The 20,819-nt window shown below is 59.5% G+C and carries 25 protein-coding genes and 2 pseudogenes; 14 read left to right on the top strand and 13 right to left on the bottom strand.

Going from position 1 to position 20,819, the window contains the following annotated elements:
• Positions 1–157 precede the first annotated feature (157 nt).
• Complete coding sequence (locus ACOYXH_RS24515) at positions 158–436, top strand: type II toxin-antitoxin system RelE/ParE family toxin (RefSeq protein WP_095049344.1); 279 nt, start codon at positions 158–160, stop codon at positions 434–436.
• A gap of 7 nt (positions 437–443) precedes the next feature.
• Positions 444–749: a HigA family addiction module antitoxin gene (locus tag ACOYXH_RS24510; protein WP_150706289.1), complete on the top strand. Its 306-nt coding sequence runs from the start codon at positions 444–446 to the stop codon at positions 747–749.
• Positions 750–858: 109 nt separating this feature from the next.
• On the opposite strand, the gene ACOYXH_RS24505 is transcribed toward ACOYXH_RS24510, so the two are convergent.
• The 3 genes and pseudogenes from ACOYXH_RS24505 to ACOYXH_RS24495 form a co-directional block, all read right to left on the bottom strand.
• Positions 859–1,173, bottom strand: coding sequence for a hypothetical protein (locus tag ACOYXH_RS24505; RefSeq protein WP_460411551.1), 315 nt, complete (start codon positions 1,171–1,173; stop codon positions 859–861).
• Positions 1,065–1,582: pseudogene (locus tag ACOYXH_RS24500) on the bottom strand (BRO-N domain-containing protein). The gene ACOYXH_RS24505 and the pseudogene ACOYXH_RS24500 overlap by 109 nt, the downstream one beginning before the upstream one ends.
• Before the next feature lie 362 nt (positions 1,583–1,944).
• The gene (locus tag ACOYXH_RS24495) at positions 1,945–2,205 is read right to left on the bottom strand and encodes an accessory factor UbiK family protein (RefSeq protein ID WP_095049348.1); all 261 of its coding nucleotides are present in this window, start codon (positions 2,203–2,205) and stop codon (positions 1,945–1,947) included.
• A gap of 413 nt (positions 2,206–2,618) precedes the next feature.
• Between ACOYXH_RS24495 and glnK the strand changes: the two genes are divergently transcribed.
• The 4 genes from glnK to sutA all read left to right on the top strand — a co-directional run bounded on the left by glnK (position 2,619) and on the right by sutA (position 5,403).
• A complete protein-coding gene (gene glnK / locus ACOYXH_RS24490) occupies positions 2,619–2,957 on the top strand; it encodes a P-II family nitrogen regulator (protein WP_002555808.1) in 339 nt (112 codons plus the stop codon).
• A gap of 38 nt (positions 2,958–2,995) precedes the next feature.
• Complete coding sequence (locus tag ACOYXH_RS24485) at positions 2,996–4,333, top strand: ammonium transporter (protein WP_038359173.1); 1,338 nt, start codon at positions 2,996–2,998, stop codon at positions 4,331–4,333.
• Between the two features lie 215 nt (positions 4,334–4,548).
• A complete protein-coding gene (locus ACOYXH_RS24480; protein WP_095049349.1) occupies positions 4,549–4,974 on the top strand; it encodes a secondary thiamine-phosphate synthase enzyme YjbQ in 426 nt (141 codons plus the stop codon).
• Positions 4,975–5,076: 102 nt separating this feature from the next.
• Positions 5,077–5,403, top strand: a complete 327-nt coding sequence (gene sutA, locus ACOYXH_RS24475; RefSeq protein ID WP_007920420.1) for a transcriptional regulator SutA — start codon at positions 5,077–5,079, stop codon at positions 5,401–5,403.
• A 190-nt stretch (positions 5,404–5,593) separates the two neighbouring features.
• Here the strand turns inward: sutA and ACOYXH_RS24470 are convergent, their stop codons facing one another.
• Genes ACOYXH_RS24470 through lptM form a run of 6 tightly spaced genes read right to left on the bottom strand, consistent with a single transcriptional unit; the run spans position 5,594 to position 10,203 of the window.
• Positions 5,594–6,301 (bottom strand): HAD family hydrolase, encoded by a 708-nt coding sequence (locus ACOYXH_RS24470; RefSeq protein ID WP_220557160.1) that lies wholly within the window; start codon positions 6,299–6,301, stop codon positions 5,594–5,596.
• Positions 6,298–7,197 (bottom strand): tyrosine recombinase XerC, encoded by a 900-nt coding sequence (gene xerC / locus ACOYXH_RS24465; RefSeq protein WP_007950060.1) that lies wholly within the window; start codon positions 7,195–7,197, stop codon positions 6,298–6,300. Before xerC ends, ACOYXH_RS24470 begins: the two co-directional genes overlap by 4 nt.
• 2 nt (positions 7,198–7,199) lie before the next feature.
• The gene (locus ACOYXH_RS24460; protein WP_220557159.1) at positions 7,200–7,925 is read right to left on the bottom strand and encodes a DUF484 family protein; all 726 of its coding nucleotides are present in this window, start codon (positions 7,923–7,925) and stop codon (positions 7,200–7,202) included.
• A gap of 13 nt (positions 7,926–7,938) precedes the next feature.
• Positions 7,939–8,769 carry a diaminopimelate epimerase gene (dapF, locus tag ACOYXH_RS24455; RefSeq protein ID WP_007911094.1) on the bottom strand — a complete coding sequence of 277 codons (831 nt, stop codon included), beginning with the start codon at positions 8,767–8,769 and terminating at the stop codon, positions 7,939–7,941.
• A 3-nt stretch (positions 8,770–8,772) separates the two neighbouring features.
• Entirely contained in the window at positions 8,773–10,020 is a 1,248-nt protein-coding gene (gene lysA / locus ACOYXH_RS24450; RefSeq protein WP_095049352.1) for a diaminopimelate decarboxylase, read from the bottom strand.
• A gap of 9 nt (positions 10,021–10,029) precedes the next feature.
• Positions 10,030–10,203: an LPS translocon maturation chaperone LptM gene (gene lptM / locus ACOYXH_RS24445; protein WP_007911098.1), complete on the bottom strand. Its 174-nt coding sequence runs from the start codon at positions 10,201–10,203 to the stop codon at positions 10,030–10,032.
• Positions 10,204–10,520: 317 nt separating this feature from the next.
• Between lptM and cyaY the strand changes: the two genes are divergently transcribed.
• From cyaY to rnk, 3 genes are all read left to right on the top strand, one after another.
• Positions 10,521–10,853, top strand: a complete 333-nt coding sequence (cyaY, locus tag ACOYXH_RS24440; protein WP_077575013.1) for an iron donor protein CyaY — start codon at positions 10,521–10,523, stop codon at positions 10,851–10,853.
• Between the two features lie 4 nt (positions 10,854–10,857).
• Positions 10,858–11,082 (top strand): DUF1289 domain-containing protein, encoded by a 225-nt coding sequence (locus ACOYXH_RS24435; RefSeq protein ID WP_093429716.1) that lies wholly within the window; start codon positions 10,858–10,860, stop codon positions 11,080–11,082.
• A gap of 128 nt (positions 11,083–11,210) precedes the next feature.
• Positions 11,211–11,621, top strand: a complete 411-nt coding sequence (gene rnk, locus ACOYXH_RS24430) for a nucleoside diphosphate kinase regulator (protein WP_007911103.1) — start codon at positions 11,211–11,213, stop codon at positions 11,619–11,621.
• A gap of 6 nt (positions 11,622–11,627) precedes the next feature.
• On the opposite strand, the gene ACOYXH_RS24425 is transcribed toward rnk, so the two are convergent.
• The 3 genes from ACOYXH_RS24425 to ACOYXH_RS24415 form a co-directional block, all read right to left on the bottom strand.
• A complete protein-coding gene (locus ACOYXH_RS24425; protein WP_460066427.1) occupies positions 11,628–14,471 on the bottom strand; it encodes a class I adenylate cyclase in 2,844 nt (947 codons plus the stop codon).
• A 183-nt stretch (positions 14,472–14,654) separates the two neighbouring features.
• Complete coding sequence (locus ACOYXH_RS24420; protein WP_047596728.1) at positions 14,655–14,900, bottom strand: TIGR02647 family protein; 246 nt, start codon at positions 14,898–14,900, stop codon at positions 14,655–14,657.
• Between the two features lie 246 nt (positions 14,901–15,146).
• On the bottom strand, positions 15,147–15,437 hold the full coding sequence (locus ACOYXH_RS24415) for a hypothetical protein (RefSeq protein ID WP_093429718.1): 291 nt from the start codon (positions 15,435–15,437) through the stop codon (positions 15,147–15,149).
• 123 nt (positions 15,438–15,560) lie between these two features.
• Here ACOYXH_RS24415 and ACOYXH_RS24410 point away from each other — a divergent pair, with 123 nt between their 5' ends.
• Positions 15,561–16,220 (top strand): glutathione S-transferase family protein, encoded by a 660-nt coding sequence (locus tag ACOYXH_RS24410; protein ID WP_095049355.1) that lies wholly within the window; start codon positions 15,561–15,563, stop codon positions 16,218–16,220.
• A 137-nt stretch (positions 16,221–16,357) separates the two neighbouring features.
• On the opposite strand, the gene argH is transcribed toward ACOYXH_RS24410, so the two are convergent.
• Positions 16,358–17,752, bottom strand: a complete 1,395-nt coding sequence (argH, locus tag ACOYXH_RS24405) for an argininosuccinate lyase (protein ID WP_095049356.1) — start codon at positions 17,750–17,752, stop codon at positions 16,358–16,360.
• A 334-nt stretch (positions 17,753–18,086) separates the two neighbouring features.
• Between argH and ACOYXH_RS24400 the strand changes: the two are divergent.
• The 4 genes and pseudogenes from ACOYXH_RS24400 to ACOYXH_RS24385 all read left to right on the top strand — a co-directional run.
• A pseudogene (locus ACOYXH_RS24400) lies at positions 18,087–18,227 on the top strand (sensor histidine kinase); the annotation flags it as partial.
• Positions 18,224–18,970, top strand: coding sequence for a LytR/AlgR family response regulator transcription factor (locus tag ACOYXH_RS24395; RefSeq protein ID WP_093429721.1), 747 nt, complete (start codon positions 18,224–18,226; stop codon positions 18,968–18,970). The pseudogene ACOYXH_RS24400 and the gene ACOYXH_RS24395, both read left to right, overlap by 4 nt.
• A gap of 138 nt (positions 18,971–19,108) precedes the next feature.
• Positions 19,109–20,050: a hydroxymethylbilane synthase gene (gene hemC / locus ACOYXH_RS24390; RefSeq protein WP_093429722.1), complete on the top strand. Its 942-nt coding sequence runs from the start codon at positions 19,109–19,111 to the stop codon at positions 20,048–20,050.
• Positions 20,047–20,808: a uroporphyrinogen-III synthase gene (locus ACOYXH_RS24385; protein WP_460409995.1), complete on the top strand. Its 762-nt coding sequence runs from the start codon at positions 20,047–20,049 to the stop codon at positions 20,806–20,808. Before hemC ends, ACOYXH_RS24385 begins: the two co-directional genes overlap by 4 nt.
• The last annotated feature ends 11 nt before the right edge of the window (positions 20,809–20,819 follow it).

Below are 20,819 nucleotides of genomic sequence, written 5' to 3'. Positions count from 1 at the left end.
GTGTAGGAAAAAGCAACGGATTCGGTGAGGACCGAGCCGCGTGAGTAGTCCATTTCTGAGAGTCTTGAAAGAACACCCAAATCACAAGATGGACTGTTTGCTTTGATGATTTCCGCGAATACACTCAAGATTAATGCATAACGTTAAGCTTTAAATTATGATCGTTAGCTTCGGATGTTCTGAAACCGAATACCTGTTCCGCAGCGGTAAAACCCGTTTCTGGTCAGCCATATTGAGTGTCGCGGAACGCAAGCTGACGATGCTTGATGCGGCAGCGGCATTAGCTGATCTCCGGTCTCCTCCGGGAAATCGGCTCGAAGCTCTGGAAGGAGATCGAAAAGGGCAATTCAGCATTCGGATCAACGCCCAATGGCGAATTTGCTTCGTTTGGGGGCTTAATGGCCCTGAGGGTGTGGAAATCGTCGATTATCACTGAGGTGACTATGACTAAGAATGGTATGCGTCCGGTTCATCCCGGTGAGATCCTCAAAGAGGAATACCTGGAGCCTTTGAGCCTTACAGCAGCTGCGTTGGCGAGAGCACTAAATGTGTCGACTCCGACGGTGAACGATATTGTTCTACGGCGGCGAGGTGTCAGCGCTGATATGGCGTTAAGGCTTTCTATCTGCCTGGACACCACCCCTGAATTTTGGCTGAACCTGCAATCGACTTACGATTTGCGAAAAGCTGAAATTGAGAAAGGAGCTTCCATCCGTGATCAAGTTGAACGGCTGGCACATTGCGCTTGAATCCGAATTCAAGGTCGGACGGTTGGGAGCTCAAGAGTTGCGGTAACTATTTCTCAGAGAACATTTGTAAGGCGTCCTTTGGACGCCTTTTTTTGCTATCTAGTCAAATTCACTGTCTTCTTCCAGCCAGCAGGCCACTTGGCTCAAGCTCTGGCCCACACGTCACGGCAACTTCAATAAACCTCAGTTGATTGGCTGAAGGGCGCACGCTCAAACTAAGCGTTTCTGCGCGCAGTTCAAAAATTTTAAGCAGCTTTGCTTTTCGCTTTTTTAGACTCATACGGACCTTGTGCTTTTGGCGTTTAGGTTGGGTATTCATATCAACTGCAATGCCTTTTTCCACCAAGAACCTGCTGTTCCTATCGGACGTTTTACCTGCTCTCGTTCCACCACCATCAACGGCACATCCTGCAACCGTATCCACGGCTGATTATTCCAATGCAACAAACTCAACGTCATGTCCGGCCAACTGAGCAAGCTGAGGTGTGGACGTTCGCTTGTGCTGGGGTGTTGGGCGTCGCGCAGGGTGGGGATGACTTGGTGGGTGAGCCATTCGCGCAGGGCCGGTATTCGGGGCAGTAGTGGTAGACGAGGAGGGCGTAGATGCCGGATTCGCTGATCAGCAGGGTGTTTTCGATTTGATTGTGGATCAGGGTTTTGCTGGTCTGGTATTGGTCGGGGTCGAGTTTTCGCAGCATGCGTTCGTTGAGGTAGATGTGCAGCAGGCGGCTCAGGTCTCGGGCGCAGAACCAGGGTTGGTTCTGGATGAGGAGAGCGTGGAGGGGGAGTTTGTGGCGGGTGAAGATGCTAGGTGTCAGGTAGTTTTCGTCCATGGTTCAGTTCTCGAATTCAAGTGAAGAAAACTGCTTCTGTTCGTCGCCAAACGAAAAGGGTGGCAGCTATGCGCGGGTTGGCGAACCGGTGAATTCGAAACCGGCAGACCCTGAGGTCTCCCACGCAAAGCCGCCATAACTCGTTGAGAGAAAAAATCTCTGTGAGTTTAGTTGCATTGCGTCAAATTCGATCCGGGTCGCCAAACCCGCTGCTGAACATTCAGCATCGGATGAGCTTAGAAACCTGGGCTTTTCGGCGCAATCGGACGGCGGTGGTGCAGGTTGTAGGACGTTGCCGGGATGGTTGAAGGGCTGGAGATCAAAAGATCGCAGCCTTCGGCAGCTCCTACAGGGGGCGCGGATTATTCAGCGGACGGCGTCAGCTTCGCTTCCATCTCGGCAACTTTGGCTTCGAGGCTTTCAAGTCGAGCGCGAGTACGCGCCAACACAACCATCTGACTATCAAATTCTTCACGGCTCACCAGGTCGAGTTTGCTGAACGCACTCTGCAGCAGCATCTTGAACTGGCTTTCGATTTCGGCTTTTGGCAGCGGGGTGTCGCCGTTGAACAGGCGGGAGGCGGTGCCGCTCAGGGCGTCGAGGAAGTCTTTGGGCGCGAGCATGGTGGATGTCCTGGAAACAATGGCCGGCAGTGTATCACGCAGTGTCTATAGTCAATCTCGTGGTCAGGGATGCACGCTTTTCGCGCAGGCGGACGGACGGCGACGCACCGTTGTTGTGCGTATCCGCTGTGCCTTCTGCACGGGATGGCTTGCGGCAGCGGCCAAGGGATTGAAATCAGGGGATTTTGGCGAGATGGCAAGCTTTCTGCTTAGTCACCTTCGACCCATGCACTGATGCAGTCGCTGTGACGAATGCAGTGCGGCAGACGGAGCGGGGAGTTTCGTCAGCAGCGGTTAGCTGGCGTCAGTCGGGCAGGTAAGGCCGACGATGCGTTACAAAGCCAGGCACTGCGCTTAGACTTGAGTCGGGTTTGTTTTCCTGGGGCAAGTCCACCAATTCGGGAGAGAGTTTCATGAAGCTAGTCACTGCCATCATCAAGCCGTTCAAGTTGGACGACGTGCGCGAGTCGCTGTCCGAAATCGGCGTGCAGGGCATTACCGTTACTGAAGTCAAAGGCTTCGGCCGGCAGAAGGGTCACACCGAGCTGTATCGCGGCGCGGAATATGTGGTCGATTTTCTGCCCAAGGTGAAAATCGACGTGGCCATCGACGACAAGGATCTGGATCGGGTTATCGAGGCGATAACCAAAGCGGCCAACACCGGCAAGATCGGTGACGGCAAGATCTTCGTGGTCAATCTGGAACAGGCGATCCGCATCCGTACCGGCGAAACCGATACCGACGCGATCTAAGCGCCGCCACAAACCCCAACGCCCCAGGAGAAAACAATATGACTCTGCGTAAATTCGCAGGGCTAGGAGCCCTGTTGTCCATCGTAATGCCAAGCCTTGCAATGGCGGCAGACGAAGTGGCGGCCCCGGTCCTCAATTCCGGCGACACTGCCTGGATGCTCACCTCGACAGCCCTCGTGCTGTTCATGACCATCCCGGGCCTGGCGCTGTTCTACGGCGGCATGGTTCGCTCGAAAAACATTCTTTCCGTGATGATGCAGTGCTTCGCCATTACCGGTCTGATCAGCATCCTGTGGGTCATTTATGGCTACAGCATTGCGTTCGACACCACCGGCATGGAGCAGGGCGTCGTCAACTTCAACTCGTTCTTCGGCGGCATGGGCAAGGCGTTCCTCGCCGGTGTCACGCCTTCGAGCCTGACCGGCCCAGCGGCTTTGTTCCCTGAGGCGGTGTTCATCACCTTCCAGATGACCTTCGCGATCATCACCCCGGCGCTGATCGTCGGTGCGTTCGCTGAGCGGATGAAGTTCTCCGCGATGCTGATCTTCATGGCTATCTGGTTCACCCTGGTTTATGCACCGATCGCGCACATGGTCTGGTCCGGCAACGGCGGCCTGATGTGGGACTGGGGCGTGCTCGACTTCGCCGGCGGCACCGTGGTGCACATCAACGCCGGTGTGGCTGGTCTGATTGCCTGCCTGGTATTGGGCAAGCGCAAAGGCTTCCCGACCACCCCGATGGCGCCGCACAACCTCGGTTACACCCTGATGGGCGCGGCGATGCTGTGGGTCGGCTGGTTCGGCTTCAACGCCGGCTCCGCTGCGGCGGCCAACGGCACTGCCGGCATGGCGATGTTGGTCACTCAGATTGCTACCGCTGCTGCGGCACTGGGCTGGATGTTTGCCGAGTGGGTCACCCACGGCAAGCCAAGCGCACTGGGTATCGCATCGGGTGTGGTTGCCGGTCTGGTAGCGATTACTCCGGCTGCTGGCACCGTGGGCCCGATGGGCGCACTGGTGATTGGTCTGGCCGCAGGCGTGGTGTGCTTCTTCTGCGCCACAACCCTGAAACGCAAACTCGGTTATGACGATTCCCTGGACGCGTTCGGCGTGCACGGTATCGGCGGTATCCTCGGCGCGATCCTCACCGGTGTGTTCGCTGCGCCGGCGCTGGGTGGCTTCGGCACCGTTACCGATATCGGTGCGCAAGTCTGGATTCAGGTCAAAGGCGTGGGCTTCACGGTGATCTACACCGCGATCGTCACCTTCATCATCCTCAAGGTCCTGGACGCCGTCATGGGTCTGCGTGTGACCGAGGAAGAAGAGTCGGTGGGCCTCGATCTGGCACAACACAACGAACGCGGCTACAACCTGTAAGTACGCGCACTAAAAAACTTGCCCGGTTCGCCGGGCATTTTTTTGTCTGGAATTTGTCGCAGAGAGAATAGCTGAAAGGATTTTTCGTACGGCTTTGGTCGTGTTTACGACGAGCGTTTTTCTGCGGCCAATGGCTTACATCATTGCAGGAATATTAGGGCCTTTGTTTTTTCCCAGAGCGCGCTAGAATGCGCCCCGAACGTGCGGAGAACTGTATGTGGCAACAGACTCTGATAACCCTGCGGGCGCGGCCCCGGGGCTTTCATCTGGTAACGGACGAGTTACTCGCCGGGCTGCCTGAACTCAGGCAGTGTCGGGTCGGTCTGTTGCATTTGTGGCTGCAGCATACCTCGGCGTCGTTGACCATCAACGAGAACGCCGATCCGGCGGTACGTCGCGACTTCGAACGATTTTTCAATCGTCTGATCCCACAAGGAACAGACGGCTATGAGCATAACGACGAAGGCCTGGACGACCTCCCGGCGCACTTCAAGGCCAGTGTGCTTGGCTGCCAGATCAGTCTGCCGGTTTCGGCAGGTCGCCTGGCACTGGGAACCTGGCAAGGCGTTTATCTGGGCGAGCACCGTGATCATGGCGGTGCCCGAAAAGTCCTCGCCACCTTGCACGGTGAAGGGGCGTAAACCGTTGGTCATCAATGGTTACTGATTTTTTAACGGCGACTTTCGACAGTTGCCAAAGCTGGTCTATAACTAATCTGCTTTTCGCAAGTCATGAGGTAGAACATGAGCGACGATGATCTGGAAAACGACGACCTCGAAGTAGGCGACGAAGACGAGGCCGAAGAAGGCCTGGAAGCAGCAGCGGAAGACGTTGCTGACGACGATGGCGGTGACGATACGCCGGCCCCGGCTGCCAAAGGCAAAGCCAAGGCTGCGGTGTCGGTTGACGAATTGCCGAGCATTGAAGCCAAGAACAAGGAACGCGACGCCCTGGCCAAGGCCATGGAAGAGTTCCTGTCGCGTGGCGGCAAGGTTCAGGAAGTGGAGGCCAACGTGGTCGCCGATCCTCCGAAAAAGCCGGACAACAAGTACGGCAGCCGCCCTATCTGAGGCGTGCCGCTGGCTTGCTGAAAAGGCCCGCCGTCGCTGCGGGCTTTTTCATGCCTGGAATAAAGCTATCGAAACGAATGCAATTCCCTGTGGGAGCGAGCCTGCTCGCGAAAGCGGTGGGTCAGTCAACATCAGTATTGAATGACAGAATGCCTTCGCGAGCAGGCTCGCTCCCACAGGGGGTAGTAGATCAGTTTGAGGTGGCATTCCAGCGCGCGAGTACGGCTGGCAGATCCGTGAGGCTACGGATTTCAGCATCCGGCAGACGATCCGCTTCCCAGACTTTCCCCGCCGGGTTGAACCAGATCGCCCGCAACCCGGCCTGCTGCGCGCCGGCAATATCATCGCCCGGATGATCACCAATATGCACGGCAGTTTCGGCTGTAGCACCACCACGCTGCAACGCCTCATGAAACAACCGGGCATCCGGTTTGGCAATGCCGATGTCTTCCGCGCACAACGCAAACTTGAAGTAGTCCGCCAAACCCAGCCGACGCACATCGGCATTGCCATTGGTGACTACGCCAAGCGAGTAATGATTGGCGAGAATCTCCAGTACTGGTTCGACTTCAGGGAACACTTCGATCTGATGCCGAGCATGCAGAAACACTTCAAAACTCTTGTCCGCCAGCGTCGACGCCTCGTCATGGGCGTACCCGGCTTCTTCCAGTGCATGGAACAACACCCGCCGGCGCAGCGCGCTGATGCGATGTTTTAGCCCCGGCTCATTGGCCAGCACCCGCTCACGAATCCCCCACAAATGCTCCACCGGCACCGCACCCAGATTCGGCGCATGTTCGCTCAGCCATTCGCGCAATATCGCTTCGGCGCTGACGATCACCGGAGCGGTGTCCCACAAGGTGTCGTCGAGGTCGAAGGTGATCAACTGGATGCTCATGAATCATCGCCTTTCATGCGTTTGGCCCGGGGGTGGGCGCTGTCGTAGACCGCCGCCAGGTGCTGGAAGTCCAGGTGGGTGTAGATCTGCGTGGTCTTGATGTCCGAGTGGCCGAGCAATTCCTGCACCGCGCGCAGATCCTGCGAGGATTCGAGCAGGTGGCTGGCGAAGGAGTGGCGCAGCATGTGCGGGTGCAAGTTCTGCCCCAGTTCGCGTTCGCCGGCGAGTTTCACTCGCACCTGAATCGCCCGTGGACCGAGGCGTCGGCCTTGCTGGCTGACGAATACGGCGTCGTCTGCGGGGTTGGTCATGGCCCGCAGAGGCAGCCATTGTTCGAGGGCTTCGCGGGCCTTTTTGCCCACCGGCAGCAGCCGGGTTTTACTGCCCTTGCCGAGGACTTGAACCATGCCATCGGCGAGGTCGAGTTGATCGAGATTGAGTCCGGTCAGTTCGGAAAGGCGCAGGCCGGAAGAATAGAACAACTCAAGAATCGCCTGATCGCGCCGCGCGAGAAAATCATCCTCGACCGCCCCTTCAAGCAGTTGCAGTGCGCGATCAGTATCGAGGGTTTTCGGCAGTCGGCGCTCGCCTTTTGGCGGTGCCAGACCCGTCGCCGGGTCGTGGTCGCAAAGACCTTCGCGATTCAGATAGTGATAGAGCCCGCGTACTGCCGAGAGCAGCCGCGCGAGGCTGCGCGAGGATTGCCCCTGCGCATGCAGACGGGCGATCAGGCTGCGCAGGCGCTGAATGTCCAGCGCCGCCCAGCTGCCGATGTTCTGTTTGACGCACCAGCCAAGGACTTTATCGAGGTCGCGGCGATAGGCCGAGAGCGTGTGCGGCGACACCTGTCGCTCACTGCGCAGGTGTTCGCAGTAAGCGTCCAGTTGCCGTTCCATGCTCAGCGTACCGAGCGCAGGGAGCTATTGACCCGTGGCAGCACACGGCCCATGACTTCGGCGATGTAGCTGAGGAACAGCGTGCCGACCGAACTCTTGTAGTGCTGCGGGTCACGGCTGGCGATCGCCAGAATGCCGTGGATGCCTTGATGGCTGACCGCGACGACGGCAGTGGAGCCGATCTGCTTGCGTTGTTCTTCGCCGAAGAGGAAGTCCAGTTCATGCTCACGCAGGCTGCCGCTGACGCTTTTGCCTTCGGTAAGCAAGCCGCCGATGGCGACTTGGGCGTCAGCGTGAGTGACCCAGCGACCGACCGGCGCCGGGTTGTCACCGAGCAGGATCAGGCTGACAAAGGGCACCTGAAAATCCTGGCGCAGGCTGTCTTCGACGCTGATCACCACGTCTTCGAGGCTGGCGGCGTCCATCAGGGACAGTATGAGGCGGCGGGTCTTGTCGAACAGGCGATCGTTGTCGCGGGCGACGTCCATCAACTGCGAGAGGCGATGGCGCATCTCGATGTTACGGTCGCGCAGAAGGGTCATCTGCCGCTCGACCAGCGAAACGGTATCGCCACGCTGGTGGGGAATACGCAGGGCGGGCAGCAGTTCTTCGTGCTCGACGAAGAAGTCCGGATGAGCCTCGAGGTATGCGGCAACCGCTGCCGCCTCCAGGCTCTCGGACGCTGATTCGTCGGACTGTCGGGCGGGTACCTGAGGCTTATCGGTCATGGTTTCTGCTCACTCAAAGACGTACTTGTCCTTCGTATACACGCACTGCCGGACCGGTCATCAGCACCGGTTGGCCAGGGCCTGCCCATTCAATGGACAGGCGCCCGCCGGGCAGGTCGATCAATAGCGGCGAATCCATCCACCCCTGGCTGATCGCAGCGACAGCCGCTGCACAGGCGCCGGTACCGCAGGCTTGGGTTTCCCCGGCACCGCGTTCCCACACGCGCAACTGCGCACGGTTACGGTCGATGACCTGGAGAAAACCGACATTCACTCGCGCGGGGAAGCGCGGATGGTGTTCGATTTTCGGCCCCAGCTCATGCACCGGTGCACTGTTGATGTCCTGCACGCGCAACACGGCGTGCGGGTTGCCCATCGACACGGCTGCCAGTTCGACCGTGGTGCCGTCGACTTCCAGCTGATAGCTGGTCGCTTGCGCTGGCGCTTCGAACGGAATGTCCGCTGGCACCAGACGCGGGGCGCCCATGTTCACGCCGATCTGGCCGTCGTTACGCACGTCCAGTTCGATGATGCCGCCCTTGGTCTCGACGCGAATCTGCCGTTTGGCGGTCAGACGCTTGTCGAGCACGAAGCGTGCAAAGCAGCGCGCACCGTTGCCGCACTGCTCGACTTCCGAGCCATCGGAATTGAAGATCCGGTAACGGAAATCCACGTCCGGATTGCTCGGAGCCTCAACGATCAGCAACTGGTCGAAACCGATGCCGGTGTGGCGGTCGCCCCACTGCTTGGCGTGCTTTGGCTGAATATGCGCGTGCTGGCTGACCAGGTCGAGAACCATGAAGTCATTGCCCAAGCCGTGCATTTTAGTAAAACGCAGCAGCATGGGTTACTCCGGCAGCAGGCTTTCGCCGGCAAACAGCTCGGCCACGGTTTCGCGGCGGCGCACTTCAAAAACCTGAGCACCGTCTACCAACACTTCGGCAGCACGGCCACGGGTGTTGTAGTTGGAACTCATCACAAAACCGTAGGCACCGGCCGAATGCACGGCCAGCAGATCGCCTTCGGCCAGGGCCAATTCACGGTCCTTGGCGAGGAAGTCACCGGTTTCGCAGATCGGGCCGACGATGTCGTATTTGCGCGCAGCGGTGTCACGCGGTTTGACCGCGGTGACGTCCATCCACGCCTGATACAGCGCCGGGCGGATCAGGTCGTTCATCGCCGCGTCGACGATGGCGAAGTCTTTATGTTCGGTGTGCTTGAGGTACTCGACCTGCGTCAGCAGCACGCCGGCATTGGCGACGATGAAACGGCCCGGCTCGAACACCAGCGCCAGGTCACGTCCGTTCAAACGCTCGCGCACAGCCTTGATGTAGTCGGCAGCCAATGGCGGCTCTTCATCGCGATAGCGCACGCCCAAACCACCACCGAGATCGATGTGGCGCAGGTGAATGCCGCAGTCGCCCAGACGGTCGACCAGATCCAGCAGGCGATCGAGCGCATCAAGGAACGGTGGCAGGGTGGTCAGTTGCGAACCGATGTGGCAGTCGACACCGACCACTTCCAGGTTCGGCAGATGCGCGGCGCGCACGTACACGTCTTCGGCGTCGGCGATGGCGATGCCGAACTTGTTCTCTTTGAGACCGGTAGAAATGTACGGGTGGGTGCCGGCATCGACGTCCGGGTTCACGCGCAGCGAAACCGGGGCGCGAACGCCCAGCTCGGCGGCGACCACTTGCAGGCGCTCCAGCTCGTCGGTGGATTCGACGTTGAAGCAGTGCACGCCGACTTCGAGGGCGCGACGCATGTCGTCACGGGTCTTGCCGACACCGGAGAAGACGATCTTGTCAGCGCTGCCGCCAGCGGCCAGAACGCGTTCCAGCTCGCCACGGGAAACGATGTCGAAACCGGCACCGAGACGGGCCAGGACATTCAGTACGCCGAGGTTGGAGTTGGCCTTGACCGCAAAGCAGACCAGGTGCGGCATGCCGGCCAAAGCATCGGCGTAAGCCAGATACTGAGCTTCGATATGCGCGCGCGAGTACACATAAGTAGGCGTACCGAAACGATCGGCGATGGCGGACAGCGCCACACCTTCCGCGAACAGTTCCCCGCCACGGTAGTTAAAAGCGTCCATGGCGATCCCTTATTGGTAAACGTCGTGCTTATGTGCTTTGGACGGTTGCTTCTGCGAAGACTGGGCTTGCTCGGCCGGGTCCTGATCGTCATCCGGCAGGTACAGCGGGCCTTTTTGACCACAGGCCGAAACGAGGCAGGCAACCGCGACGAGCGCAGCAAGGGAAGAGATCAGGCGCTTCATGGCGAAATCCTTGAAAATGCGTTAATTGCGCCGGAGTATACCGGCCACCCGGCGGCTTGCCTATGTGATGGCCTTCCCGTCCGGCGGGGCTTGCCCGTGAGCACTGGTAACCCTGTGTGAGCGAGCCTGCTCGCGATGGCGGTGTGTCAGGCAACAATAATGTTGAATGTGCCGGCCATTCGCGAGCAGGCTCGCTCCCACAGGGTTGGGTGTTCGATGCCCTGACCGGTGCTTGGTCGTTAATCTTTGCAATCGGCCGGCAGCGTCCGTATCTTTCGGCGCTTGAGCCTGATCAGACATTTTTTGAGGTTGCCGCAATGAGTTTGTCCGAAGCCCGTTTCCACGATCTGGTCGATGAAACCCAGGAAAAACTGGAAGACATCTTTGACGAGAGCGACCTGGACATCGATCTGGAAAGTTCGGCCGGTGTGCTGACCGTCAAGTTCGAAAACGGCTCGCAGCTGATCTTCAGCCGCCAGGAGCCGCTGCGTCAGCTGTGGCTGGCAGCGGTGTCCGGTGGTTTCCACTTCGATTACGACGAAGAAAGCGAGCGCTGGATGTGCGACAAGAGCGAAGAGCAACTGGGCGAAATGCTAGAGCGCATCGTCAAGCAGCAGGCTGGCGCTGAATTCGATTTCGAAGGTCTGTGATTCCGTGACTGACACCGCTCCCGTTCGTCCACCGAAGCCGCTGTACAGCAACATCAGCCCGGCCGTGCCTTCGCCGTGCAGCGGCGTTTGCCGATTGGATGAGCAGAAGGTCTGCCTCGGCTGCTTCCGCCATGTCGAAGACATTCGCGAATGGCGCTCGGCAGACGATGACCGGCGACGTGTGATTTGCGCGCAGGCGTCGCAGCGCAAACAGTGCGGCGGGGCGTGACTTGTATATTTTTTGAGCTGTGATAGTGTCCGAACACGCCTCAACCCATCGAGGCCTGGTGAAAACCCCGTCTTTTTTGGCGGGGTTTTGCTTTTTTTGTGTGCAGAAGAAAGGAGTCTGCCCGGATCATGACCGCACCTTCCATCACCCTTACCCGTCTGGACGTGCAACGTCTGGAGCGCCTGATCGACAGCCTGGATGACACGCTGCCGGGCGTGATTGCGCTGCAAACCGAGCTGGATCGCGCCGACACCGTGGTCGGTCACGATGAAGTGCCCGCCGATGTCGTGACGATGAATTCCCGTGTGCATTGCCGCGAAGAAGGCAGTGGCAAGGATTACCACCTGACGCTGGTCTATCCGAAGGACGCCAACGCCGATGAAGGCAAGATCTCGATCCTGGCTCCGGTCGGCAGCGCGTTGCTGGGCCTGAAAGTCGGTCAGCACATTGACTGGCCGGCACCCGGTGGCAAGACCCTCAAACTGACTTTGCTGGAAGTCGAATCGCAACCGGCCAACGGTGGCGCGTTTCCCGAGTAACCCGCCTCAGACCTGTTCGAGTGCCTCGTTCAGGGCGCGCTCCAGATCAGCCTTGTAGCGCAGATACAGATTGCTTGAACTCTGCCCGTCACCGAGCAGGCCCGAAAGGTCGAGGTCGGTGATGTAGCAGCGATAGCGTTCGCTCTCGCGGCGCTGCTCGACGATCTCCCGGGCGACCACGCTGAACAGCTGGTCGCCATGTTCCAGTTCGCTGAATTCCCGTTGATTGCAATACAGGGTGACCTGCACTTCGCCCGGTGCGGCTTTGCCGACGATCGCTTGCACGTCGTAGAACGGCTTGTTCACTGGCGTCTGCGGTGCCGGCCGCGCTTCGACCCGGCGCGCGCGCCCCGGACCTGAAGGCAATAGCTGGTAATACAAAGTGTCGAGACGGCCGTCGGGACCGGCGTCCATCGGCAGCACGGCTTCGCGGCGAAACAGAATCGATTGCAGGAAGCGCTGCAACGGCACCAACAGACTCTGCTCGTCGTGATAGGGCAAATGTTGCTGCCACAGCGCGTTGAACTCATCCAGCACGTACAGCTCGGCCTGCTGCTCGGTGATCCGATAGAACACTTGAATGCACTCCGGCTGGCCCATCGGCAGGATCAGTGCAAGGTCGTGATCTTCCAGTGCCATGGGATCCAGGTGCAGCGGACTGTAGCGCGGCTGTTCTTCGCCAAGGTAATCGAGCAGGGCCGGAAGGGTGGCAAGCGCCACATGGTTGACCTGGCCCGGCACCAATTCCAGCACGTGATAATGCTGCTGCACCTGAATCAGGTAGCGATGGTTCAACTCGCTGAGCAACAGGTTCTGCGCGGTGTCGATGATTTCTTCAACGCGACGGGCAATGAACTGCGCGCGGTTGTGGCAGAAGCAGCGTACCTTCAATGACGGCTGCAACGGCCCGCGCGGCAGGTTGTTGAGGTAATCGCGTAGGCAGTCGAGCAGCGCATGCGGGCCGTCGAAGCGGTTGACCAGTACTTCGTTCCAGCTGTTGAGCGTGACCTGATCCAGCGTCAGCACGAGGTTTTCGCGCACCCCGGCGTAACTCAGCGAGTCGGTACGCTCGGTGGTCATCAGGATATTGAGGTCGCGGTGATGCTTGAGCGGGTCGACGCCGACGTTGACCAGAATCAGCACTTCGCTTGGCACCGCTGCACGCAGCAACGGTTCTTCCGCGACGGTGGGCAAGGGCAGGGCGATGCACTGTTGCAGGCTGCCGAGCAGGTTGAACAGCTCGAACTCGCTCAGGTCGCTGGTGCCGGGATGCAGGGCCAGGCGGGTGCTGCTGTCGATCACGCCGTTGCGGTGGCACCAGGTCAGCAGCTCCAGTAACTCGCGGCTGCGCTTGATCGGTGCGAAGTGTTCCCACTCCAGTGCGGTCAGGCTGCCGTTATATAAGCCCCACTGGGTTTGTCCCGGTTCCTTCTTGTTGCGCGACTGCACCAGGGTCAGGGTGTCTTCGGCCAGATCCGGGGCGATGCCGGGGTTGATGAACTCGACCTTGTCGGCCTTGCGTTCGAAGGCTGCGTAGAGCCGGCGCCCCAGCACATTGAGATCGCGTTTATTGATCAGGCTGACGGTTTGTTCTGTGCGGGCGAACTGGGTCAGGAAGCGGTAGCTGTAGTTCAGCTCATTGACCAGTGCGCGACGCTCGGCGCTGACCTGGCGGACTTTCCACTGGCTGCGGCTGTCGAGCAGCGTCAGTTGTCGCTGATCCCAATGCCATTCGCTGGCCAGTCGTTCCAGCAACGTGCGTTGCCAGCTCTGGGTGCGGCTGTTGCCAGTGAGCTTGCGGTTGACCTTCAGGTACAACGCGCGACGAACCAGCTCCAGCCGTTCCGGCTCGTTGCGCGCGGTGAGGTATTCCTCGATACGCCGGTACACGACCATGTACGGATCCAGTTCATCCAGATCCAGCTGGTTGGCGAACACGGCTTTTTTGAAGCGCAGGCTCAGGCACTGCACCTGCGGGTGTTCGCTGGCGTAGACCTCGGTCAGCAGCAGCTTGAGCACCGATTTATAGGGTGACTCGATGCCCTTGAACAACTGCCACAATCCGGCGCCGATGAACTCGCCCGGCGGAATCCGCGCCAGATGACCAAGGTCGAGGGTTTCGTCGGCGCGGATAAAACGCTTGGACAGCAGGGTGTGGGTGTAAAGGTCGTACGCGGTTTCTTCGTAAACCGGCACCAGCCACCAGATCGGTGTGCGCCCTGCCAGCCAGATTGCAGTGCGATAAAACTCGTCGAGCAGCAGATAGTGCTGAGTGCTGCCGCAGTTTTCCGAGCTGAGCTGGGTGTCGCGTTCGCCTTTGACGAAGCGCTCCGGGTCGATCAGGAAAAAATGCGCTTCGGCGCCCTGACTCGCCGCCCAGGCTTCCAGCAACTGGCATTTTTTGCGCAGTTCGGCGAGCTCGCTTTCGCTCAGGTCCGGCGCGTGGCAGACCCACACGTCCATGTCACTCTGATCGGCTTGCGCCAGCGTACCAAGGCTGCCCATCAGGAACAGGCCGTGAATCGGTCGCGGCGGATTGCTGCCGTGACGCGGTTTGTACGAAAACGAACGAGTCAGACGCTGTGCTTCGGTCAGCACGTTGGCGTCGGGCTCGTAATTCGACAGGCCGGCCGGCGTGCTGCCCGACACGTAGCCCGGCAGCAGCGGGTGATTAACATGAAAGAACAGCGGCAACAGCGTCAGTACGCTTTGCTGGCGTGTCGACAGCCCTTCAAGGGCACGACCGAGGCGGCCTTCATTGAGTTTGAGAAAACGCGCGCGCAGCTGGCTGAGTACCTTGCGGTCGATGCCTTCGTCCAGGTCGGGGCGGATTTCGTGGGTGCGCGTCATGTCAGCTCAAACCGGCTCGCAAGCTCGGACGAAGAGGGTCTCGGAATGGGAGGCAGTTTAGCCTTTGCGCAGCGGGACTTTTAAGCTGAATTTGTTTTTTGACGTCAGATTTCTATCGCGGATGGCCGGGCAAGCCCGCGGAAATCCCGTGGCAGGAGTTCCCGTGGGCGAAGTCAGGGGGAATCAGGCGGTTTCCTGCTCTCTCAGAATGGTCAGCACGGTTTGCACACTTTGTGCGGCATCGCGACCGAGGCTGGTCAGATACCCGCCATCGGGCTGGTCGGTCAGTTCTTTTTCAAAGAGGCGTTTGGCGGCGGCGATGTGTTTCGGGGCAGCGGTCTGATGAATTTTCAGACCTTCCTGGGAACTGTCCAGGTTGAAGAGTGCGAGGACTTCCAGTTCGGCAACCAACTCAGGGGTAAGCGACATAAGGACTCCAGACTTTCTAGGAATTGGACGACAGCGTCCCTAAGGTGAACCCGCTTTTGCGGCATGTCCAGTGCTCAGATCAGGGATTTTGTCTTGAGGCGGATTGCAGTGTAGTCGGGAGGCGGGAGTTGGCTGGATGGATGGGTGACAAATTGTGTGGGAGCGAGCCTGCTCGCGAAAGCGGTGTGTCATTTAGCGTTGTTTTTGCTGATGCACGGCATTCGCGAGCAGGGGGATGTGTTTGGCTTACTGCTTTTCTGGCGGTAATTCCGGCAAGGCGCGCAGCGCCGCTTCGTACCATTCGGTATTGAACGCACGGTCTTCATCGAGCATCGCGTCGATTTCGTAAGCCAGCACGTGAGCCATCAGATTGAGGATTTCTTCGCGCTCGACACCCACCAGGGTCAGCTTGTTGAACGTCGCTTTGGCGGCCGGCGGATTGTCGCTTTCGATCTGGTTTTCGATGGCTTCGATCAACGTCGCTTCGGTGAACTCTTCTTCGTCGTTGTCATTGTCGATGTCTGTCGGCTCGCTCATGGCAGGCTCCTCATGGAAAGGCGCCAGTTTACCCGCATTCAGTGGCGTGATGCTGCTGGCGGGAAAGGCTTGAGCGATCTATAAACAGGCACTGCCCACCCCGCACGGCCTGGAGGCTATGTGATGTTCAAGCTCTACGGATTCTCAGTCAGCAACTACTACAACATGGTCAAACTGGCACTGCTGGAAAAAGGCCTGCCGTTCGAAGAGGTCACGTTCTACCCGACGCAGACACCGGAGTCTCTGGCCATCAGCCCGCGCGGCAAAGTGCCGGTGCTGGGTGTAGACGATGGTTTTATCAACGAAACCGCGATCATCCTCGAATACCTCGAACAGACCCAGAAAGGCACGCCGCTGCTGCCGAGCGATCCGTTCCAACGCGCGCAGGTGCTGGCGATTGCCAAGGAAATCGAGCTGTACATCGAGTTGCCGGGACGCGCTTGTTACGGCGAGGCGTTCTTCGGCATGACCCTGCCGGAGGCGATCAAGGAAAAGACCAAGACTGAATTGCAGCTGGGTTTCGCCGCGCTGGGACGACACGGAAAATTTTCTCCGTACGTGGCGGGCGACAGTATGAGCATTGCCGATTTGTATTTCCTCTACAGCGTGCCGCTGGCCTATGCGGTCGGGCAGAAGCTGTTCGGGATTGATTTGCTGGCGGAGATGCCGCAGGCGAAGGCGCTGCTGGAGCGGTTGGAGCAGAATCCGCATGTGCAGAAGATCGCGGCAGACAAGGAAGCTGCGATGCCGGCGTTTTTGGCGATGATCGCTGCCAAGAAGTGAGTTTTATAGCGCTCTGAAGGAAGCCTTCGCGAGCAGGCTCGCTCCCACATTTGGATTTTTGTTGAACACAAAATTTGTGGCCGACAAAAATCCCCTGTGGGAGCGAGCCTGCTCGCGAAGCTTTTGGCTTTTGGCCTTTAGCGGCTAGCGATCAGCGCCTGACCGCGCACCACCGCTGCCTTGACCTGCGCCGGCGCAGTGCCGCCGATATGATCACGGGCATTCACCGAGCCTTCCAGGGTCAGCACGGCAAACACGTCCTGCTCGATCTGATCACTGAACTGACGCAGTTCTTCCAGGCTCATCTCGGCCAGATCCTTGCCAGTGTCGACGCCGTACTTCACCGCGTGACCGACGATTTCGTGGCAATCACGGAACGGCAGACCACGGCGCACCAGATAATCTGCCAGGTCGGTCGCGGTGGAGAAACCGCGCAGCGCCGCTTCACGCATGATCGCGTGTTTCGGTTTGATCGCCGGGATCATGTCGGCAAAGGCACGCAGCGAATCGCGCAGTGTGTCGGCGGCGTCGAACAGCGGCTCTTTGTCTTCCTGGTTGTCCTTGTTGTAGGCCAGCGGTTGGCCTTTCATCAGGGTCAGCAAACCCATCAGTGCACCGAACACACGGCCGGTCTTGCCACGCACCAGCTCCGGTACGTCAGGGTTTTTCTTTTGCGGCATGATTGAGCTGCCGGTGCAGAAGCGGTCCGGCAGATCAATGAACTGGAACTGCGCACTGGTCCACAGCACCAGCTCTTCGGAGAAGCGCGACAAGTGCATCATCGCGATGCTCGCGGCCGAGCAGAATTCGATGGCGAAGTCGCGATCGGAGACGTTGTCCAGCGAGTTGCCGCCAACTGCGTCGAAGCCCAGCAGTTGCGCGGTGTATTCGCGGTCGATCGGGTAGGTGGTGCCGGCCAGCGCGGCGCTGCCCAGTGGCATGCGGTTGGTGCGCTTGCGGCAGTCGACCAGACGCTCGTAGTCGCGGCTGAGCATTTCGAACCAGGCCAGCATGTGGTGCCCGAAGGTCACTGGCTGCGCGGTCTGCAGGTGGGTGAAGCCCGGCATGATGCTCGCGGCTTCGCGCTCGGCTTGCTCCAGCAGGCCTTTCTGCAGGCGGGTGATCTCGGCGAGGATCAGGTCGATTTCGTCACGCAGCCACAGGCGGATGTCGGTGGCGACCTGGTCGTTACGGCTACGGCCGGTGTGCAGCTTTTTACCGGTAACGCCGATGCGGTCGGTCAGGCGTGCTTCGATGTTCATGTGCACGTCTTCGAGGTCGACACGCCAGTCGAACTGGCCGGCCTCGATTTCGCCCTGAATGGTCTTCAGGCCGTCGATGATGCTGTCGCGCTCGGCATCGGTCAGCACGCCGACCTTGGCCAGCATGGTGGCGTGGGCGATCGAGCCCATGATGTCGTGGCGATACAGGCGCTGGTCGAAAGTGACGGAGGCGGTGAAGCGGGCGACGAAGGCGTCGACGGGTTCACTGAAGCGGCCGCCCCAGGACTGATTGGTCTTGTCAGTGCTCATGAATTCGCTCGTATCGGCTTGAAGAAAGAAGGCGTGAAACGCTGGCGCGGATAATAACAGGGTTGCCAATCCTGTCGCTGACACTGGTCGATACGTTTTTTTCTCATTGCGTCAGCCATAGTGGCCGCTGGTGCTGGGAGATTTGCACAAGGATATTTTTCGATTGAGCAATATCGGCCCGGCGAGCGTCTACAGTTGGACATAAGGGTCGACGCGGCTCTGGATCGCGCAAAGGTCTGGCCGGCGACTATAAGAAGAGGGGGTGGGTGTTTTGTCCTTCGGCAAACCCCGTGAGAAACGCAGGAAACAGCGGGCTTTGAGCAGTACGACCCGGACACTGGCAAATATTGCTGGCCGACGTACGGCACTTTTTGGCGCTCGGGCTAGTCTTAGCGTGGATCGCGGTGACGGACGTCACTTCACCTGTCTACGCTATCCTTGTGCGAGACTCACGCAGGAATCCAGCGCAATATGAATGTCCTGATCGTTGATGACGAACCACTGGCTCGCGAGCGCCTCAGCCGAATGGTGAGCGAGCTCGAGGGTTATACAGTTCTGGAGCCCGGCGCCACGAATGGCGAAGAGGCGTTGGCACTGATCGACAGCCACAAGCCGGATATCGTGCTGCTCGATATTCGCATGCCGGGTCTCGATGGCCTGCAGGTTGCTGCCCGTCTGTGCGAACGTGAAACGCCGCCGGCCGTGGTGTTTTGCACCAGCCCCGATGAATTTGCCGTGGAAGCCCTGCAGGCCAGCGCCGTGGGCTATGTGGTGAAACCCGTGCGAACCGAACATCTGCATGACGCCCTGAAACGGGCTGAACGTCCCAATCGGGCGCAACTCTCAGCCCTGACCCGTCCCGCTGCCGAAAGTGGCAACGGCCCGCGCAGCCATATCAGCGCCCGAACCCGCAAAGGCATCGAACTGATCCCGCTGGATCAGGTTGTCTACTTTATCGCCGACCACAAGTACGTGACCCTGCGCCACGAGGCCGGTGAAGTGCTGTTGGATGAGCCGCTCAAAGCCCTCGAAGACGAATTCGGCGAGCGCTTTGTGCGTATCCATCGCAACGCGCTGGTCGCCCGCGACCGCATCGAACGTCTGCAGCGTACGCCGCTGGGGCATTTCCAGCTGTTTCTCAAGGGTCTAAATGGTGACGCGCTGATCGTCAGTCGTCGGCACGTGGCCGGTGTGCGCAAGATGATGCAGGGCCTGTAACCCGGTCATTCCGGACAGCTCCAGCTCCTTTTTACCAGGCACTGCGGGCCAGGGAGGCCGCGCCGACTCTGATTCAAGTCAAAGTGGATTTGGCTGAGCTGTTATTATCCGCCGTATCTATTCAGTACGGATTGATCCATGTCCTCTCGCGAAATCCGCATCGCCACCCGTAAAAGTGCGCTTGCCCTCTGGCAGGCCGAATACGTCAAAGCCCGTCTTGAAGCGGCCCACCCGGGCCTGCTGGTGACGCTGGTGCCCATGGTCAGTCGCGGCGACAAACTGCTCGATTCGCCACTGTCGAAAATAGGTGGCAAGGGCCTGTTCGTCAAGGAGCTGGAAACTGCGCTGCTGGAAAACCAAGCCGACATCGCCGTCCACTCGATGAAAGATGTGCCGATGGACTTCCCGGAAGGCCTCGGCCTGTTCTGCATCTGCGAGCGTGAAGATCCGCGTGATGCCTTCGTTTCCAATACTTATGCCAGCCTGGAAGCATTGCCTGCCGGCAGCATTGTCGGTACGTCGAGTCTGCGTCGTCAGGCACAGTTGCTCACCCGTCGTCCGGATCTGCAGATCCGCTTTCTGCGCGGCAACGTCAACACCCGCCTGGCCAAACTCGATGCCGGTGAGTACGACGCGATCATCCTCGCCGCCGCCGGCCTGATCCGCCTCGGCTTCGAAGATCGCATCACTTCGGCGATCAGTGTTGATGACAGCCTGCCGGCCGGTGGCCAAGGTGCAGTCGGCATCGAATGCCGCAGCGCCGACACCGAAATCCACGCCTTGCTCGCACCGCTGCATCACGCCGACACCTCGTCGCGTGTGACTGCCGAGCGTGCTCTCAACAAACATTTGAATGGCGGCTGCCAAGTGCCGATCGCCTGCTATGCCGTGCTCGAAGGCGAGCAGTTGTGGTTGCGTGGTCTGGTCGGTGAGCCAAGCGGCGGCAAGCTGCTCAGCGCCCAAGCCCGCGCGCCACGTGCCGATGCCGAAGCACTGGGGGTGAAGGTCGCCGAAGACCTGCTCAGCCAGGGCGCCGACGACATTCTCAAAGCGGTCTACGGCGAGGCAGGTCACGAGTGACCGATTGGCGCCTGCTGCTGACGCGCCCCGCGGAAGACTGTGCGGCGCTGGCGCAGACGTTGGCTGGGCAGGGCGTTTTCAGTAGCTGTTTGCCGCTTCTGGACATTGTCCCGCTGCCAGTCTCTGAGAAAATTCGTCAGGCGATTACGCAGTTGCCAAGTTGCAGTGCAGTGATTGTCGTCAGCAAACCGGCGGCGCGTATTGCGCTGGATCTGCTCGAAGGTGCATCTGCGCTGACGATGCCGTGGTTCAGTGTCGGCGCGGCGACTGCGCAGATTTTGCTGGATCACGGTCTGGACGCGAGCTTCCCGGCCACCGGCGATGACAGCGAAGCCTTGCTGCAATTGCCGCGTCTGCGTGAGGCGGTCAGCCAGCCCGGAGCGCAGGTGTTGATCTTGCGCGGGGAGGGTGGGCGTGAACTGCTCGCCGAGCGCTTGCGTGAGCTAGGTGCTAGTGTCGAGTATCTGGAATTGTATCGACGCGACCTGCCAGCCTATGCCCCGGATGAGCTGCCACGGCGGATCGAAGCGGAACGCTTGAACGGGCTGGTGGTCAGCAGTGGACAGGGTTTCGAGCACCTGCGCCAAATGGCCGGTAATACCTGGCCGGCCATCGCGTCGTTGCCGTTGTTTGTACCAAGCCCAAGGGTCGCCGAGCTGGCACGTGCCGCCGGGGCTCAAACAGTTGTGGATTGCCGCGGCGCGAGTGCCGCGGCTTTGCTGACGGCGTTGCGGGAGTATCCCGAACCCGTTTTCTAATGCAAAGGATG

Source organism: Pseudomonas sp. Mb7, assembly GCF_054790525.1.
This window is presented reverse-complemented; position numbering and strand designations above follow the sequence as displayed.

Excerpts from the sequence above, each read along its gene's own strand:
- ACOYXH_RS24515 (WP_095049344.1), top strand. The coding sequence starts at position 158 with ATGATCGTTAGCTTCGGATGTTCTGAAACCGAATACCTGTTCCGCAGC.
- ACOYXH_RS24510 (WP_150706289.1), top strand. The coding sequence starts at position 444 with ATGACTAAGAATGGTATGCGTCCGGTTCATCCCGGTGAGATCCTCAAA.
- ACOYXH_RS24495 (WP_095049348.1), bottom strand. The coding sequence starts at position 2,205 with ATGCTCGCGCCCAAAGACTTCCTCGACGCCCTGAGCGGCACCGCCTCC.
- glnK (WP_002555808.1), top strand. The coding sequence starts at position 2,619 with ATGAAGCTAGTCACTGCCATCATCAAGCCGTTCAAGTTGGACGACGTG.
- ACOYXH_RS24485 (WP_038359173.1), top strand. The coding sequence starts at position 2,996 with ATGACTCTGCGTAAATTCGCAGGGCTAGGAGCCCTGTTGTCCATCGTA.
- ACOYXH_RS24480 (WP_095049349.1), top strand. The coding sequence starts at position 4,549 with ATGTGGCAACAGACTCTGATAACCCTGCGGGCGCGGCCCCGGGGCTTT.
- sutA (WP_007920420.1), top strand. The coding sequence starts at position 5,077 with ATGAGCGACGATGATCTGGAAAACGACGACCTCGAAGTAGGCGACGAA.
- ACOYXH_RS24470 (WP_220557160.1), bottom strand. The coding sequence starts at position 6,301 with ATGAGCATCCAGTTGATCACCTTCGACCTCGACGACACCTTGTGGGAC.
- xerC (WP_007950060.1), bottom strand. The coding sequence starts at position 7,197 with ATGGAACGGCAACTGGACGCTTACTGCGAACACCTGCGCAGTGAGCGA.
- ACOYXH_RS24460 (WP_220557159.1), bottom strand. The coding sequence starts at position 7,925 with ATGACCGATAAGCCTCAGGTACCCGCCCGACAGTCCGACGAATCAGCG.
- dapF (WP_007911094.1), bottom strand. The coding sequence starts at position 8,769 with ATGCTGCTGCGTTTTACTAAAATGCACGGCTTGGGCAATGACTTCATG.
- lysA (WP_095049352.1), bottom strand. The coding sequence starts at position 10,020 with ATGGACGCTTTTAACTACCGTGGCGGGGAACTGTTCGCGGAAGGTGTG.
- lptM (WP_007911098.1), bottom strand. The coding sequence starts at position 10,203 with ATGAAGCGCCTGATCTCTTCCCTTGCTGCGCTCGTCGCGGTTGCCTGC.
- cyaY (WP_077575013.1), top strand. The coding sequence starts at position 10,521 with ATGAGTTTGTCCGAAGCCCGTTTCCACGATCTGGTCGATGAAACCCAG.
- rnk (WP_007911103.1), top strand. The coding sequence starts at position 11,211 with ATGACCGCACCTTCCATCACCCTTACCCGTCTGGACGTGCAACGTCTG.
- ACOYXH_RS24425 (WP_460066427.1), bottom strand. The coding sequence starts at position 14,471 with ATGACGCGCACCCACGAAATCCGCCCCGACCTGGACGAAGGCATCGAC.
- ACOYXH_RS24420 (WP_047596728.1), bottom strand. The coding sequence starts at position 14,900 with ATGTCGCTTACCCCTGAGTTGGTTGCCGAACTGGAAGTCCTCGCACTC.
- ACOYXH_RS24415 (WP_093429718.1), bottom strand. The coding sequence starts at position 15,437 with ATGAGCGAGCCGACAGACATCGACAATGACAACGACGAAGAAGAGTTC.
- ACOYXH_RS24410 (WP_095049355.1), top strand. The coding sequence starts at position 15,561 with ATGTTCAAGCTCTACGGATTCTCAGTCAGCAACTACTACAACATGGTC.
- argH (WP_095049356.1), bottom strand. The coding sequence starts at position 17,752 with ATGAGCACTGACAAGACCAATCAGTCCTGGGGCGGCCGCTTCAGTGAA.
- ACOYXH_RS24395 (WP_093429721.1), top strand. The coding sequence starts at position 18,224 with ATGAATGTCCTGATCGTTGATGACGAACCACTGGCTCGCGAGCGCCTC.
- hemC (WP_093429722.1), top strand. The coding sequence starts at position 19,109 with ATGTCCTCTCGCGAAATCCGCATCGCCACCCGTAAAAGTGCGCTTGCC.